This window comes from Enterococcus sulfureus ATCC 49903 (assembly GCF_000407605.1).
GTDB classification, from domain to species: domain Bacteria; phylum Bacillota; class Bacilli; order Lactobacillales; family Enterococcaceae; genus Enterococcus_G; species Enterococcus_G sulfureus.
Genome location: NZ_ASWO01000005.1, coordinates 600,899 through 616,709 on the forward strand (window position 1 = coordinate 600,899; position 15,811 = coordinate 616,709).

Annotated in this window: 16 protein-coding genes; 1 reads left to right on the forward strand and 15 read right to left on the reverse strand. The window is 37.9% G+C overall.

Going from position 1 to position 15,811, the window contains the following annotated elements:
• Positions 1-28: 28 nt before the first annotated feature.
• The 9 genes from I573_RS08930 to I573_RS08970 form a co-directional block, all read right to left on the reverse strand.
• Complete coding sequence (locus I573_RS08930) at positions 29-793, reverse strand: ribonuclease HII (RefSeq protein WP_016185338.1); 765 nt, start codon at positions 791-793, stop codon at positions 29-31.
• On the reverse strand, positions 777-1,643 hold the full coding sequence (gene ylqF / locus I573_RS08935; RefSeq protein ID WP_016185337.1) for a ribosome biogenesis GTPase YlqF: 867 nt from the start codon (positions 1,641-1,643) through the stop codon (positions 777-779). The genes I573_RS08930 and ylqF overlap by 17 nt, the downstream gene beginning before the upstream one ends.
• 25 nt (positions 1,644-1,668) lie before the next feature.
• Positions 1,669-2,217 carry a signal peptidase I gene (gene lepB, locus I573_RS08940; RefSeq protein ID WP_016185336.1) on the reverse strand — a complete coding sequence of 183 codons (549 nt, stop codon included), beginning with the start codon at positions 2,215-2,217 and terminating at the stop codon, positions 1,669-1,671.
• A 12-nt stretch (positions 2,218-2,229) separates the two neighbouring features.
• Positions 2,230-3,657: a S41 family peptidase gene (locus I573_RS08945; RefSeq protein ID WP_016185335.1), complete on the reverse strand. Its 1,428-nt coding sequence runs from the start codon at positions 3,655-3,657 to the stop codon at positions 2,230-2,232.
• 91 nt (positions 3,658-3,748) lie between these two features.
• Complete coding sequence (locus I573_RS08950) at positions 3,749-3,973, reverse strand: YozE family protein (protein WP_016185334.1); 225 nt, start codon at positions 3,971-3,973, stop codon at positions 3,749-3,751.
• Entirely contained in the window at positions 3,970-4,479 is a 510-nt protein-coding gene (msrA, locus tag I573_RS08955) for a peptide-methionine (S)-S-oxide reductase MsrA (protein ID WP_016185333.1), read from the reverse strand. The genes I573_RS08950 and msrA overlap by 4 nt, the downstream gene beginning before the upstream one ends.
• A gap of 11 nt (positions 4,480-4,490) precedes the next feature.
• Complete coding sequence (locus I573_RS08960; protein WP_016185332.1) at positions 4,491-5,123, reverse strand: YpmS family protein; 633 nt, start codon at positions 5,121-5,123, stop codon at positions 4,491-4,493.
• Positions 5,124-5,127: 4 nt separating this feature from the next.
• Positions 5,128-6,027, reverse strand: a complete 900-nt coding sequence (locus I573_RS08965; protein ID WP_016185331.1) for an SGNH/GDSL hydrolase family protein — start codon at positions 6,025-6,027, stop codon at positions 5,128-5,130.
• Positions 6,028-6,093: 66 nt separating this feature from the next.
• Positions 6,094-6,936, reverse strand: coding sequence for a DegV family protein (locus I573_RS08970; protein WP_016185330.1), 843 nt, complete (start codon positions 6,934-6,936; stop codon positions 6,094-6,096).
• Positions 6,937-7,069: 133 nt separating this feature from the next.
• Between I573_RS08970 and trhA the strand changes: the two genes are divergently transcribed.
• Entirely contained in the window at positions 7,070-7,720 is a 651-nt protein-coding gene (trhA, locus tag I573_RS08975) for a PAQR family membrane homeostasis protein TrhA (protein ID WP_016185329.1), read from the forward strand.
• A 38-nt stretch (positions 7,721-7,758) separates the two neighbouring features.
• On the opposite strand, the gene I573_RS08980 is transcribed toward trhA, so the two are convergent.
• The 6 genes from I573_RS08980 to I573_RS09005 form a co-directional block, all read right to left on the reverse strand.
• A complete protein-coding gene (locus I573_RS08980; protein WP_016185328.1) occupies positions 7,759-8,253 on the reverse strand; it encodes a dihydrofolate reductase in 495 nt (164 codons plus the stop codon).
• Between the two features lie 14 nt (positions 8,254-8,267).
• Positions 8,268-9,212, reverse strand: a complete 945-nt coding sequence (locus tag I573_RS08985; RefSeq protein WP_016185327.1) for a thymidylate synthase — start codon at positions 9,210-9,212, stop codon at positions 8,268-8,270.
• Between the two features lie 15 nt (positions 9,213-9,227).
• Entirely contained in the window at positions 9,228-11,105 is a 1,878-nt protein-coding gene (locus tag I573_RS08990) for an ABC-F family ATP-binding cassette domain-containing protein (RefSeq protein WP_016185326.1), read from the reverse strand.
• Positions 11,106-11,205: 100 nt separating this feature from the next.
• On the reverse strand, positions 11,206-13,227 hold the full coding sequence (locus I573_RS08995; protein ID WP_016185325.1) for a cation:proton antiporter: 2,022 nt from the start codon (positions 13,225-13,227) through the stop codon (positions 11,206-11,208).
• A 4-nt stretch (positions 13,228-13,231) separates the two neighbouring features.
• A complete protein-coding gene (locus I573_RS09000) occupies positions 13,232-13,525 on the reverse strand; it encodes a hypothetical protein (RefSeq protein WP_016185324.1) in 294 nt (97 codons plus the stop codon).
• A gap of 127 nt (positions 13,526-13,652) precedes the next feature.
• Positions 13,653-15,794 (reverse strand): penicillin-binding transpeptidase domain-containing protein, encoded by a 2,142-nt coding sequence (locus tag I573_RS09005; RefSeq protein WP_016185323.1) that lies wholly within the window; start codon positions 15,792-15,794, stop codon positions 13,653-13,655.
• Positions 15,795-15,811 lie beyond the last annotated feature (17 nt).

Sequence of the window (15,811 nt, forward strand, 5' to 3'; positions counted from 1 at the left end):
ATATCTACTTACGCAAAAAGGGAACGATTTAACAATATTGTTTTACCGGTGCAAAGGTTTTACGATGAATCGGTGTAATTCCAGTACTCGCTAGTGCCGCAAGATGCTTTTTAGTTCCATATCCTGCATTATGTTCAAAATCAAATTCAGGATATTGCTTCCCATACTCTGCCATTTGTTGATCGCGAATTGTTTTAGCGACAATACTTGCTGCCGCAATCGATACAGATCGTGCATCGCCTTTGATAATCTTGTCTTGTGCAATCGGAAGATCTAGATACATTGCATCGATCAATAAATGATCTGGTTTTACTGTAAGATTTTCAACTGCTTGACACATCGCAAGTTTACTCGCTTGATATATATTGACCTCATCGATCACTTTCGCTGTAATTTCACCAACACCAATAGCCAGAGCACACGTACAAATCTCTTCATAAAGTGCGAGACGTTTTTTTTCACTAAGTTTTTTTGAATCATCTAGTCCTAAAATACCATGATTTTCTGGTAAAATAACCGCAGCTGCTACAACCGGACCGGCTAGTGGGCCACGACCGACTTCATCGATTCCAGCAATTAATCGAGCACCTTGTTGTCTAGCATGCCGTTCAAATTCAGACATTTCAAAACATTTGATGGCGAGTTCGGCTTGTTTTTGTTGACGCTTTTCATATTGACGTAGGGCTTGTTGCACCCCTTTACGAGAATCTTGCTGAAATGTCGTCATTTCAGTTTCAGAAAGCTGCGTGATCGTTGACAGATACTCTTTGATTTCTTTAATCGAGTCCATCATTGTCATCCTCAAATTCATCGACACGATCGAGCGTAAAACGTCCTAAACGTTCTTGACGAATATCTAATAAAATGCGTTCACTGGCGCGTTCATAATCGTCACGAAATCCTAATTTTTTCGTAATTTCCATCAGCAATTCTGCAGCAGGCAATTGCTCCATTTCTTCTGCTAATTTATAACGTTTCGCCAAACGCGTAGGGTAATGACGCACAAAAAAATCAATTCCGTATAAAGCAATATCATCTAAATGAAGCAATTGATCCTTAATCGCACCCGTTAGCGCTAATTTTTTGCCAATTAATTCGTCTTCAAATTTTGGCCATAAAATCCCTGGTGTATCTAGTAGTTCTAGTTCATTGGCCACACGTAACCATTGTTGCCCTTTTGTTACCCCAGGTTTATTGCCTGTTTGAGCAATTTTTTTTCCAATCAATCGATTCATCAACGTCGATTTCCCAACATTAGGAATCCCAATCACCATTGCACGGATCGCTCGTGGCTGAATCCCACGTTCTTGATCCCGTTGACGTTTTTCAGCTAATACCTTTTTCGCTGTAGCCATGATCAATTTTACACTTGAATTTTCTTTGGAATTAATAGCTAAAGCATAAAATCCCTGCTGTTTAAAATAGGCGATCCATTGCTTGGTTTGATACTCGTCCGCTAAATCTACTTTATTCAATAAAATCAGCCGTGGTTTTTGTTGGATAATTTGATCTAACATTGGATTACGAGAGGATAAAGGCAAGCGTGCATCTACCAACTCGAATACCATGTCTACAAATTTTAATTTTTCACTTACTTCTCGTCTTGCTTTGGCCATATGACCTGGAAACCATTGGATTGTCATTTCATTATTCCTCTCACTTTTACACTTATTGGATCCATTTTACATCTTTTATTGGATAATAGACAAAAAAGGCTTTTCCGATAATTTGATCTTCGCTGATGGCACCAAACGAACGGCTATCTTTGGATACCCGTCGATTGTCTCCAATCACAAAATAACTATCTTTTCCTAATTTATCTACATTCATCAACTCTTCTAGTGAAAAGTCGTTTGTATATGAATTTTGATTTTGATCGTTTTGTTTATTTTCAGTTAGATAAGGTTCCGCTACTTTTTTTCCATCGATATACAGCTGGTCGTCTTTGTAACTAACCGTTTCACCCGGCAAGCCAATCACACGTTTGATATATGTATTGCCGTCAGATAATTGAAAGACGACAACATCAAACCGTTTGATTTTCGTAAATTTTTCAACCAATACCCAATCATTTTGTTTTAATGTCGTATTCATCGAGTTGCCCTCAACAGGGATCGGTAAGAAAATAAAGCCTCGAACAATCAATGCAATGAACGTAACGACGACGCTATATTTACATGCTAACCAAAAATAGTCAAGAATGAGTCGCCTCGTCATTTCGCATCACTCCTACTTTTTGAGTTCTTCCAATGCACGTGTATACATTGCATCTTTTTCTTTTAATTGCGTTGCAGCAGCTTCTTGGATTTTTTTGACTGTTGCACTATCTACGACTCCAGTAACCGGCAATCCTTCTTTTGTTTGAAAGTCTTCTACAGCTTTTTTCGTTTCTTCAGTAAATTGCTCACCAGAAAGTTCTCCATAACCTAATCCTGCCAGATAGAGATTCAAACTTTTGACAGCACTTGAACTAATGCCCAACGATAGTTCTTGATCGGTCGGTAATGGGGTTGCATAAACAAATGCTGGATAATCGACTTCGATCGTAGGCGTGATTCCTTTTTCATGAATCCAATTTTTTTTCGGTGTAAGCCACTTCTTAATTGTCAATTTGACTTCACTGCCATCTTGATATTCGGTAATGGTCTGCACAGTGCCTTTTCCAAAAGTTTTTGTTCCAACTAATGGAATATTCGCCGATTCATTGACCGCACCTGCAAAAATTTCAGAAGCAGAAGCACTCCCGCCATCGACTAATACAACTGTCGGCTCGGTTACTTTAAATCCACCGTCTAATTCTTTAGAGGCAACGGTTTTTTGAAGATTTCCATCACGATCTTCTAATTGGACAATCGTTTGACCATCTTTTAAGAACATACTCGCCATATTGCTTACTTGATCTAATAGGCCTCCAGGATTTTGACGCAAATCGATGACAAAAGCAGTTGCGCCTTGTTTGCGTAAAGATTCGACGGCTTCTTTTAATTCTGTTGCTGTTTTTTCCGCAAAGGTGGTGATTTCAATTTTTCCGACATTAGGCTGTTCTTTATCTATACTTGACGTGACCGAATACAATGGAATTTTATCTCTAGTTAACGTCACTTTAAAGGTTTCCTCATTACGCTTAAGTGTTAAGGTCACATTTGTTCCTTTTTCACCCCGAACTTGATTCACGATTTCGGTCAAACTTTTTCCAGTCGTCTCTTTCCCATCCACAGCTAGTATTTGATCACCAGCTTTTAATCCAGCTTTTTCAGCTGGTGTATCTTTAATTGGTGCTTGCGCGATCTGTGGGATACCATCGACTAGCGTTAAGGTCGCACCGATCCCTTCAAAACTATCAGACAAAGATTCGTTGAGTTCTGTTGCTTCAGGTTTTTCTAAATAAGTCGTATATGGGTCATCTAGGGCTTCTGTCATTCCTTTTAACGCCCCATCAACTAATTTATCGGTATCGACTTTTTTATAATAATTTTTTTCCAACACATCATATAAGGCATGGACCTTTGCTAATTCATCTGTGCTGGCTACTTGTGAAGGCATAATGGTATTGGATTGTAGATGATCCACTCCAAATACGACACCACCTGCTACAATCGCTGTGATCGCAAGGGAACTAAAAAAGAGTTTTTTTGATATAGGTTTTTCTTGCTTCATATAATAGCCTCCGACATCTTCTCATTTTACACTATTCTCCCTATACTACCATGAGAAAAAAAAAAGAAAAAGAGCAGACGCTCTTTTTCCATTATTTCTTATTTTCTGTCACGTAAAGCTCCCATAATTCATCAAATAACTGCATTGTCGGGACATAATCGGCTTCTAGCTCTAAATAAGAAGAAATTTCGTCATATTCCGTACTTTGTTTTGGAAATTGCGGATCCAAACTAACGGCTTGAGCAAAATGGGTCACTGGATTGACTTCTAATGCTCCTCTAAGCGTTAAGATATAATGATAGAAACTTCTTGTCATTGCCAATTTTCCTCAACAAATTGCGCGCGTTTTGCGTGATTGCGGGCGAAATTTTCAGGATCTTTTTTATAATATTCCTGATGATACAACTCCGCTGGATAAAAAGGTTGTGCGGCTTCAATAGTGGTCACGATTGGATCTGTAAATCGTTGACTTGAAGCTAACTCTGCTTTACTTTTTTCTGCCGCTAATTTTTGAGTTTCAGTCGTATAAAAAATGACCGGACGATAATTATCTCCACGATCTTCAAACTGGCCAAATGCATCTGTTGGATCGGTTTGCTGCCAATAGACATCTAATAGCTCTTCATAAGAGATTAAAGCTGGGTCAAAAAGAATCTCCACAGCCTCTGTATGTCCTGTTGTGTTTTGTTTGACTTGTTCATAAGTTGGGTTTTCAACATGTCCACCTGTATAACCAGAGACAACGGAATGAATTCCTGGTTGTTCGTCAAAAGGTTTTACCATGCACCAAAAGCACCCACCTGCAAATATTGCTCGTTCCACGCGCTTCACTCCTATTTTTTAGTTGATGCCGGTAAGTATAAACTAGCTTGAATCACATCGTCAACTAAATTAATTTTTTCTGCTTTGATAAATAGACCATTTTGCATTCTAAATTGGTCCAAACGGATCATGACCGTTTTTTCTTTCGCATCGATTTCAATCCATTTCGGCAATTCATAACTGCGTTTGATCAATTTCATCACTTCGCTAATCGGAACACCCAATGTGCCGATTGACAAACTCTTTGCTTTTAATTGTACGTTCCCATCCTCCATCACATAAGGATCAAAATATAAATAAAAGTTGATCGGTACACCTAATAATTTGAATTCACCTTTTAGCATCGCTTGATCGGCTAAAACAAATTCATAATCTAAATCACTTTTTTCTTTATAATCGGTTAAATAAAAATCGATCAATGCATTGACTTGCTTTTTGTTACTTGAAATATTCACCACTGGCGTTCCTTCACGCTCCACGATTTCTGGTGTTTCTTTCACAGGAAATGGCTTGGTCTCTAAAACGCGACTCGTCAAAAAGATCCCTGTTCCTAAAAGAACGCCAATGATAAGCAAACACGCGATTTTCCAATAATTGGGCTTCTTTTGAATTGGTGGTATGTCTTTATTTTTGACTGTTGTCATCGACTCACTCCTTTATTAACCATTCTGATTTGGTTTTAATAATTTCTGTTTTCAATGCTTTTCCTATCAATTGATACCCTATTTTGTTTGGATGGAATTTATCCGATTCAGATAACACATTATTTTCGATCACATCTTTGATTACATTAGTGGTTGCTTCACTTTCACTTGTTTGTCCCTCTAATGAACTTGTCGTTTCTACTGCCTGGTCTTCAGTTCCTTTGTAAAGCAAATCATTGATGGGAATAAAATACATCTCGCTTTGTTTTTTGACGATTGTTTCCGTCGCTTGATTCCAATCGTCTACAATCGTTTGCATCTCTTCAATTGCTGAAAAGTTCAAATAAAATGGATTGTAAATTCCAATAATATATACTGGTGCTTGAGGATTTAATTCACGAATCTTGGTCAATAATTCTTCGACTTGTTTTTGGTACGCTGCTTGTTTTTCTTCCACTTTTTTTACAGATAATGAAAAAATATTTTGTTGGATCACTTTCATCAAATCGTTCCCACCAAAAGACATCGTAATAAAGTCAGCTTGACTAAGCGCTTCTTGTAATGTTTCATCCTTATTCACACGCGCTAAGATTTGGTCACTGCGTTGCCCAGCAACACCCGCATTTTGGTCTTCAAACGTAACCGTTGGATATTGATCTTTTAAATCTTGGGTCAAAATCGAGACATATCCACCTTGATTCGTCTGATCCCCGATCCCTTCAGTTAAAGAATCTCCTAGTGCAACATAGCGCACTGTTGATTTATACGACTGTACCGTAGTGTTTTCTTTTGAGCTAATCGTCGAATCATCTTTTGGCCATGCAACAGCTAAAAGAATCCATGTTGCCAAACCAACAATCGCGATGATTCCGATAATAATTGCAAATTGTCTGATTTTTTTCATCTGTTCACTCCTTTAGTCTGAACGAAAAAACCACAAGAGCACAAGCCGCCCTTGTAGTTTTTTTGGCTATTCGCTGTAATACATCATGGCAAACGCACCGTTTCCAGTATGCGTTGCGATGATCGGTGTTGTATGTAGGATTGGAATATGCATATCAGGAAACATGGTTTCTAATTCTGCTTTGAATTCTAACATTTGTGCGTGCTCTCCAGCGTATGAAATCCCGATTTGCTTCACATTATCTAATCCATTCAATTCTTCTTTGAATTGTTTAAACCACTTCGTATACGTTTTAGGACCTCGCCCTTTGACAGTTGGTAATAATTCAGAATCTTTTAGTTCCATTACAACCCGAATGCTTAAAAAACTAGACAGCAAACCAGTTACACGACTGATTCGACCACCTTTGACTAGATTTTCAAGATTAGAAACACCAATATATAATTTAGTATGTTTCAGTACATCTTGAACCGTAGCATACGTTTCATCTAATGAATATCCTTCTTGTGCCATTTGTGCTGCACGGATCACAGCAAATGACAACCCTTGGTCCGTCATATCTGTTTCAACGACCGTTACTTTACTCTTGGTCAACTGACTAGCTTGATGGGCAGCATCTACTGTTCCACTTAATGCACGCGTCATATGAATCGATAAAATTTCACTGCCATCTGCACCTAATTCATCATATAATGCGACAAATTCGCCAATTGGGGGCTGACTAGTTTTTGGTAATTCTTTTGCTTTTCCCATCATATCCATAAACTGTTCACCAGATAATTGATCATCATCGGTATACAGAGTACCATCAATCATGACAGATAGTGGGACAACTGAAATTCCTAACTCATCGCGAACACTTTTTTCCATCGTGCACGAGGAGTCTGTTACGATCTTAAGTTTTTGCATTCTTTGCTCACTCTCTCTTTAAAAAAAGTCTATTTTCATGTACACTACACATAGACGATAGTTGTTTTTAGTATAACAGACTGCTATTGTTTTTTCATCTATTTTATTACTAAAGTGCAAAGGGATGAGGCTTGTGCAACAAACAAAATTTACACGAAAATATTATATTTTAAATGAGATCTTAAACGCATGTACTCACGGGATCGGATTTGGCTTAAGCATTGCTGGACTAGTCATCTTACTCGTAAAAGGTGCCCATTTAGATGCTCTACACGTCGTTTCGTATGCCATTTATGGCTCGATGATGATCCTGTTATTTCTCTTTTCTACTTTATTTCATAGTTTAATTTTTACTAAAGCAAAAAAAGTCTTCCAAGTATTCGACCATGCTTCTATTTTTTTACTGATTGCTGGAAGTTATACGCCATTTTGTTTATTAAGTGTTGGTGGCGTGATGGGATGGACCTTGTTTGTCTTGATCTGGCTGATGGCCATTGCCGGAATCGTCTATAAATCATTAACCCTTCATAAAGCAAAAACTGTATCCAAAATTTCAACGATTATTTATGTGATTATGGGGTGGTTATGTGTACTAGCTGGACCACAATTGCTTCATTCATTAGGAACTAACGGCATGCTCCTTCTCTTTTTTGGTGGTGTCTCCTATACCGTTGGTGCAGTATTATACAGTTTGAAAAACATTCGCTATATGCATGTCGTATGGCATTTATTCGTTATGTTAGGTGCGACATTGATGTATTTTTCCGTTTTATTCTACACATAAAAACACAAGGCATTCTACTAAAGTAGAACGCCTTGTGTTTATTTTTTTGTAAATAATTCAAAGATATGCGGGTAATGATTTCGCTCATCCATAATGCCAGGAATCGTTTTCGTCAGTGTCCACTCGTTCCTATCGATCAATTCTTCTGGAAAATAGACATCACCCTCAAATTCCGATTCGATTGTTGTACGGTACAGATCGGTACAATAAGCTAACATTGAACGAAAAATCCCAGTTCCACCAATCAGATAATACTTGCCTTCGTGTTGCTCTATATAGTGTAAAATCTCTTCTACTGTATGAAAGATCAAGACCTGATCTGCTTTGTAATCCTTATCAGATGTTAATACGATATTCACACGATTTGGTAACGCTTTTTCTCCCATACTTTCAAAGGTTTTACGCCCCATAATAATCGCATTTCCTGTAGTTTGTTCTTTAAAGAATTTCATATCATTAGGAAGCGACCAAGGAAGTTTCCCATCTTTTCCAATCACGCCGTTTTGATCTTGAGCCCATAATGCAATTAACATACTTTTCTCTCCTTTTACACCGCAATCGGTGCTTTAATTGATGGATGCGGTGTATATCCTTCTAACGTAATATCTGCTACTTCTAAATCAAAGATTGAAATCCCTTCTTTGATCATTAGTGTTGGCAGTTGACGCACGTCTCGTGTCAATTGCTCTTGCATTTGTTCTAAATGATTGGAATACAAGTGCGCATCTCCGATCGTATGAATAAACTCCCCTACCTCTAGTCCTGTTTCACGAGCGATTAGATGTGTCAATAAGGCATAACTTGCAATATTAAAGGGAATCCCCAAGAAAACATCTCCACTGCGTTGATACAACTGGCAGCTCAACTTGTTTTCGTGCACGTAAAATTGAAACATTGTATGACAAGGTGGCAAAGCCATTGTCGGGATATCTTCAGGATTCCATGCAGATACGATCAAGCGTCTTGAATCTGGTGTCGTTTTGATCATTTCAATCACATCTTTGATTTGATCGATCGTTTCGCCACGACTTGTTTCCCAATGACGCCACTGATATCCATACACTTTCCCTAAATCACCAAATTGTAGCGCAAATGCTTCGTCTGATACAATACGTTCACAAAATGTAGCCAGTTCGCGTTGGTAGACTTCATTAAATCGTTCATCGACCAAACAACGTCGACCAAAATCAGTCATGTCTTCACCTGTGTATTGATCACTTTCGATATAGCGTTTAAATGCCCATTCATCCCAAATATGATTATTGTGCTGCAATAAATATCGAATATTGGTATCGCCTTTTAAAAACCATAGCAATTCACTTTTAATCAAACCAAAAGGGACTCTTTTTGTTGTCAATAAAGGAAATCCTTTTGCAAGATCAAAACGCATTTGATAGCCAAAAATACTTTTTGTTCCCGTACCGGTTCGATCAGATTTTTCATTTCCTTCCATCAAAATTTTACGCCCTAATGCTAAGTAAGCTTCTTCCATCGTAAAACTCCTCCTTTATACAAACTGACTCAAATACTCCCAGCGTGCATAACGTTTTTCTAACTGTTCATTTTGTTCATCGATTTGATTTTGTAAGTGTTGTAGTGCAGTAAAATCAGCACCTTGATGCAACATCTCTTCGTTCAAACGCACAATATCTTCTTCGATCGTTGCGATGTCTTCTTCGATTGTTTCCCATTCTTTTTGTTCCATATAGCTAAGTTTCGTCTTTTCTTTGACTTGGACTTCTTCTTTACTTTTAACTTGTTTTGGTGTACGCTCTTTTTCTTCTTTTTTCTGTGCTAAATAGTCTTCAACCGAACCAAAATACGTATCAATTTGAGCATGACCATTGAAAATCACTAATTTTTCCGCCACTTTATCTAAAAAATAACGATCATGAGATACTGTCAACACCGCACCTGGGAATGTTTGTAGATAATCTTCTAAAATCGTTAATGTGGCGATATCTAAGTCATTGGTCGGCTCATCTAACAACAATACATTTGGTTGTTCAATCAACAATTTTAACAGATACAAACGACGACGTTCTCCACCAGATAATTTTGCGATTTTGCTTCCATGTGTATGACGTGGGAATAAAAATCTTTCCAACAATTCCGTGACACTAATCGTCGTACCATCTGATCGTTTGACTTCTTCTGCTACTTCTTGTAGATACGTAATCATCCGCTTATCTGGATCGATCGGTTCCGTCTGCTGTGTATAATAGGCCATTTTCACTGTTTCACCAATACTAATAACACCTGATTGAGCAGTTAGTCGACCGCTGATCAAATTAAGTAGTGTCGATTTTCCTGCACCATTTTCTCCGGTAATTCCCAGACGTTCACGAGCTTGAATCAAAAGAGAAAAGTCTTGCAAAATCACTTTATCTTCTATGGCATAGGAAACGTCTTGTAGCTCGATGACTTTTTTTCCTAAACGCGTGGTATCAAAGTCAAGTTCAATCGCTTCTTGTTGTCCACCTTGTGGCAAAGACTCTTTCAACGTATCAAAACGTTTGATTCGCGCTTGCTGTTTGGTCGTTCGCGCCTTTGCACCAGCACGCATCCAAGCTAGTTCTTGTTTATAAAGTTGTGCACGTTTATTTCCCTGTTCTTGTTCAATGCGATCACGCTCGGCTTTTTCAATCAAATACGCTTCATAATTGCCTTTATACTCGGTTAATTGTCCTTCAGCTAGTTCAAACATTCGATTGACCACACGATCTAAAAAGTATCGATCATGCGTGACCACTAACAAGGCTCCTTTATATTGGGACAGATAACTTTCTAACCAAGTAATAGCTTCATAGTCTAAATGGTTGGTTGGCTCATCTAATAATAATAGATCTGGTGCTGTAATCAGCACTTGTGCCAAGCCAACACGCTTTTTTTGGCCTCCCGAAAGTTCCGCGATTTTTTTCGTTAAATCAGATAATCCGACTTGTTGTAAAATACTCTTTGCTTGCGCATCGATCGTCCAAGCATCCAGTTCATTCATTTTTTGTTCTGCTTGAGTATAGCGTTGTTGCGCTGCTTCATCGGCACCATTTTGGCTCAACTCTCCTAAAGCTTGTTCATACGCACGAACTGCTCGTACTTGTGGATTATCGGCTTGGAATACTGCCTCTAAAATCGTTTGATCTACATTTAAATCTGGTTCTTGAGCTAAGTAGCCGATTTGATAATCACTTGGATAAAAGACAGTTTGTTGATCACCGTCTCCACGTTCGATTCCCGCTAAGATCTTTAGCAAACTTGATTTTCCGGTTCCATTGATTCCAATTAATCCTACCCGGTCTTTTTCATGGATCAAAAATGAAAGCTGATCAAAAATAGTTTTTTCACCATATGTTTTATGTAATTGAACGACTTTTAATTCCTTCATCGGACCACTCTCCTTTTTTCATCTTGCCTATTTTACCATAGAATCAAATCACACGACATAGAAAAAATCCTTTCGATCTATCACTGATCGAAAGGATTGCTTAATCTTTTACTTGCTGTAAAGCATATGACTCTAATAAATTCACTTTTTGACGATACTCATTCGCTGCAACTAGCGTAATTTTATCTGAAACTTCATATTCATCAATAATTTTACGTTCTAGATAATAGCCACGCAAAATTTCTTTTGCATACGCTGGTTCTTGTTGCACTGTAAATGAAAATGGCAAATGAACATGTTGAATTTGTTTTTTCATATCTTCTCTACGACGTAAATAATATTGCACAATCGTCGGTTCAAAAATATCTTCTAACGTCGATAAACTTTGTAATACCAACTCATTATTTTGTAGAAAAACTTTTCGAACATCGAGTACATCACGTTGAATAATCTCTAAACGTGTATCTGCTCGTGTACTTTGCCAAAAACGTTTTGGATGAAGCACGATTCGAATCATTCTACGCCAAAAAACTAAGCTAAAACTAAAGAAAGAAAATACTTGGCGTTTAAATGACGTCTCATAACGTTTTAGAAAACGTGAATACAAACGATATCCGTTCATTGAAATTTCACCTTTACGATAAGACTCTTCCAATCCTTCTTGCTCAATGGCTAAGATCAGAGCTTGGATTTCTTGAACTTCCTGTTGTTCTGATTCTGTCATCGACTCGGTATACAATTCCCATACACGTGAGTGGTAATGATCCATTACCGCTTCAATCGCGATCACTTCGGTTTCTTCTAAACTTGCATCGTCAATATCTTGATGCAAGTTTTCAATCACTTCATTTAAAATCGCCACTTCATTTGGATCGATCGGTTTTTCTGCCTCACCATCTGAAAGCAAAGGTAACGCGATCATTCCTCCAACTAGTGACACCATGATCACACAAGCGGTCAAAAACAGCAGTAACGGCCGTTGATCAAAATCTAATCCATTGATCGATACGGGTAAAATAAAGATCGTAGCTAAGCTGACCGTCCCTTTTACTCCACCAAATGTTAACATTAAAATCTCACGGAATTTCTCTTTTAAATGACGGAATCCTTTAGTGAACCCAAAAAATAAAGAAATTCCAACAAGACGAATCAAAATTAGTGTGATGGCGATCACTAGGATCACAAATACCAAGTGCATATTTGCGTATTCTTGACTTTTCCAAATCGGTGAAAACACTTGTGACAATTCGATTCCTAAAAATAAAAAGACAAGTGAATTTAGCGTAAAACTAATTGTTTTCCATGTACTATCTGAAATATTTGCTAATTCGGCTTCGAATAACGTGACTTTTCGATAGCCCATCGATTGTAGCACCCCAGCAACTACTGCTGCGATAATTCCTGAAGCATGAAACATTTCAGCTAGTAAATAGGCCACAAATGGCAATAGTAATTCAATTAATAAATAGACGATTACATCTTGTGCTGAAATCCGTTCAATCAATTTGATGATGCGATTTTTAATCCAAACCACTACAAATCCAGCAACTGCACCGATTACACTGGATAACAGCAAACTAAAGGATGCGTTCACTAATGAAAATGCACCGGTAACCAGTGCAGCAACTGCAAATTGGAAGGCCGTTACGCCTGATGCATCATTTAAAAGACCTTCTCCTTCTAAAATATGCAAGACTCTTGGTGGAATCTTCAAACGCTTGGCAAGTGATCCTACAGCTACAGCATCCGTTGGTCCTAATGCCGCACCAAAGGCAAAACATGCTGCAAGAGGAATCGATGGCAACAATGTTTTTAACGTTAAGCCGATGATCACTAATGTTCCAATAACAAGTCCAAAGGCTAAAAATAATATAATCGAAAAGTTTTTCAACACTTCTGGTACATCCGCAGCTTCACCTTCTCTAAACAGCAAAGGGGCAATAATCATAATCAAAAAGATTTCAGGTTCAAACGCGATATCTGATGCATATTTCGTCATCCCCAAAAGAATTCCTAAAAAGATCTGTGCTAAAAAGACTGGCACAGTGGGTACCACTTTACTAAAAATGTTTGAGAAAGTGATCGCTATGGCTACAATGACAAGTAGCTCGATAATCTCCATAGCATCATCTCCGTTCTTCTTTTTTCTTTACCTCTACCAATAACTTCAAAAATGCTTCTTTTTTCTCTAATACTTTTTTCTCTACTTCAGATAGATCTGTCTCATGTTTCCCATCTAGCTCAAGTTGTGTCCGTTTCGCTTCTAAGCGTACGATATCATGTTTTAATGATTCCGTACGTCTAAATGTCAACGGATAGCGTTTACGCAAGCACTCCCGCATCGCTTTGCGTTCTTCTAGCGTTAAGTTCCCATATTTATCATGTAATTGTTTCATTTTCACTTCGAATTCCGTTGTCATTTGTCCTTACTCCTTATGTCCGATTCAAGTTCTAACAAATACAAAAGTATACTCTCTTTTTGTGAAATTGCAATACTAATATAATAGATCAGAATGGATTGTTTGTCCAATTCTGATCTATCAAAAATTATTTCGCTAAATACATGTCATAGTAAGCATCCATGATGTCTTTTGTGATCGAAAGATTTGGGTAACTATGATTGCTTTGTTTGATTCTTGGAATCATAATCGATACCGCAATTTCAGGATCTTCAGTTGGACCATAGACTACAGCATTCAAGTTATTTACTGGGATTTCTTGGCCATCTTTATAGGCATATGCTTCGGCAGTACCTGTCTTTGCAGAAAGGTCCATTTTTGCAGTAGCTAAAGGACGTGCAGTAGTAAACGGATCGTTTCCATGTACCACATCATGCATCCCTTGTTGGATAATGGCCATCTCTTCTGGAGTAATGTCGATTTTGTTCAACACTTTTTTCTCAATAGCTTTTTGTAGCGTACCAAGATCTCCATTTTCATTATTGCCATAGATCCCTTCAACAAAGTGCGGTGCAACACGTTCGCCACCGTTGGCAATCGCAGATACATATTGTGCTAACTGAATCGGAGTATACGTATCAAACTGTCCAAAGGCTAAATCGAGAACTTTCCCACCATCAAAATTGGCATCAGATAGCTCATTATAAGCTACTTGTCCTCCAACCGCTTCTTCTGGCATATCCACTCCTGTTTTCACACCTAATCCGTATTGCGCAAATCCTTCACGCAATTGTTCATAAGCTGTTTTTTGATCCGCTAGTCCAGGAATTTGTAAGCTTCCACCTTTATAATCGATCCCTAGTAAGCGTAAGGCAATCTGCATCATGTAAGAGTTGGAAGAAATTTCCAAAGCTTGCGCTGCATCAATATAGCGATTGTTTGATCCATATGGGTTAAATACTGAGGCTTTTGCTGGTGATCCAGCTAGATAAATCGGTTGATCATAGATCGTATTGTTTTCTGGCGTAATCACATCATGATCAAATCCTGTCGTGATCGTTGCAGCTTTGATGGCAGAACCTGGTTCAAACTGACGTCCAACGAAAGTCCCAATGGCATCATCTTGAATTTCAGAAGACCCTTCTTCATGATAATATCCAGAAACACCAAGAATCGCACCCGTTTTTGGATTCATCGCTACAGCATAGATTCCATTTGAAAATTCTGCATCTCCTGAATTGATCAATTCTTGATAGCCATTTTTAACGATTTCATCAAACTTATCTTGGAAAGCTTCATCGATCGTTAATTTCAAGTTATCTCCCTTGGAACCAGCAGATAATTCTTTCGTATTTGAAATCGTTCCATTATTGTCGATCGTCACTTCATATTCAGATTTTTTTCCTTGTAATTGATCTTCATATTGTTTTTCTAAGAAACTGGTTCCCACACGGTCATTTGAAAAATAACCTTTTTTCAAGTATTCTTCCGCTTCTTCTGAAGGTAAACCTTGTTTTGATGTCGATACTCGGCCAATAATACTTGCAAGCGGATTACTGGCTGTCACGACTTCACGATCCCAATCCGTCCCGGTTGAAATCCCTGGTAATTTCGAAGCATTTTCTGCAACAATCGCCAATTCTTCATTGGTGACATCTTTATTTTTTACAAAAACTGGTTTTAAATTCTGACCACTATTCAATCGTGTAAAGATCGTCGCGATTTTTAATTCATTCTCATCAAATTTCAATTGATCGTCATCAATTTGATCGATCATCGCTTGGTATTGTTCTGAACTAGATTTTAATTGATCCTTCGTCGATAGTTTTTTCTGAGCTGCTTCTAAATGTTTTTTATCTGCCAAATAATAATCTTTTAAATCGCGTGGATTCAAATTTTCATCTGCAGGCATCTCAATCAGTTGATTAAGCTCTTTTGCAAGTGCAAGCATATCAGTAGCGCTCATGTCATTTGTTCGTGTAAAGGTAATCGCAGCATTCGCTTGATTCGTAGCCAATACTTTACCCGTGGCGTCATAAATCGAGCCTCGAGGCGTACTTTGTTTCACTGTAGTCACAGTGGCCGATTTAATTTCTTTTTCCCATTTATCGCTATTGACGATCTGCAGATTTCCTAAACGCAAAATCAATGCGACAAACAAAACAAAAATAATAAAAAATAAAAAATTCAGACGAAAAGGAATATGTCCTCTTTTATTTTCTCGTCCTTTCTTTGCATCATTTAAACTTGTTTTCCATACTTCTTTTGACAAAAAATCTTTTCTTCTCATTCTTTCAATCCTTCCTA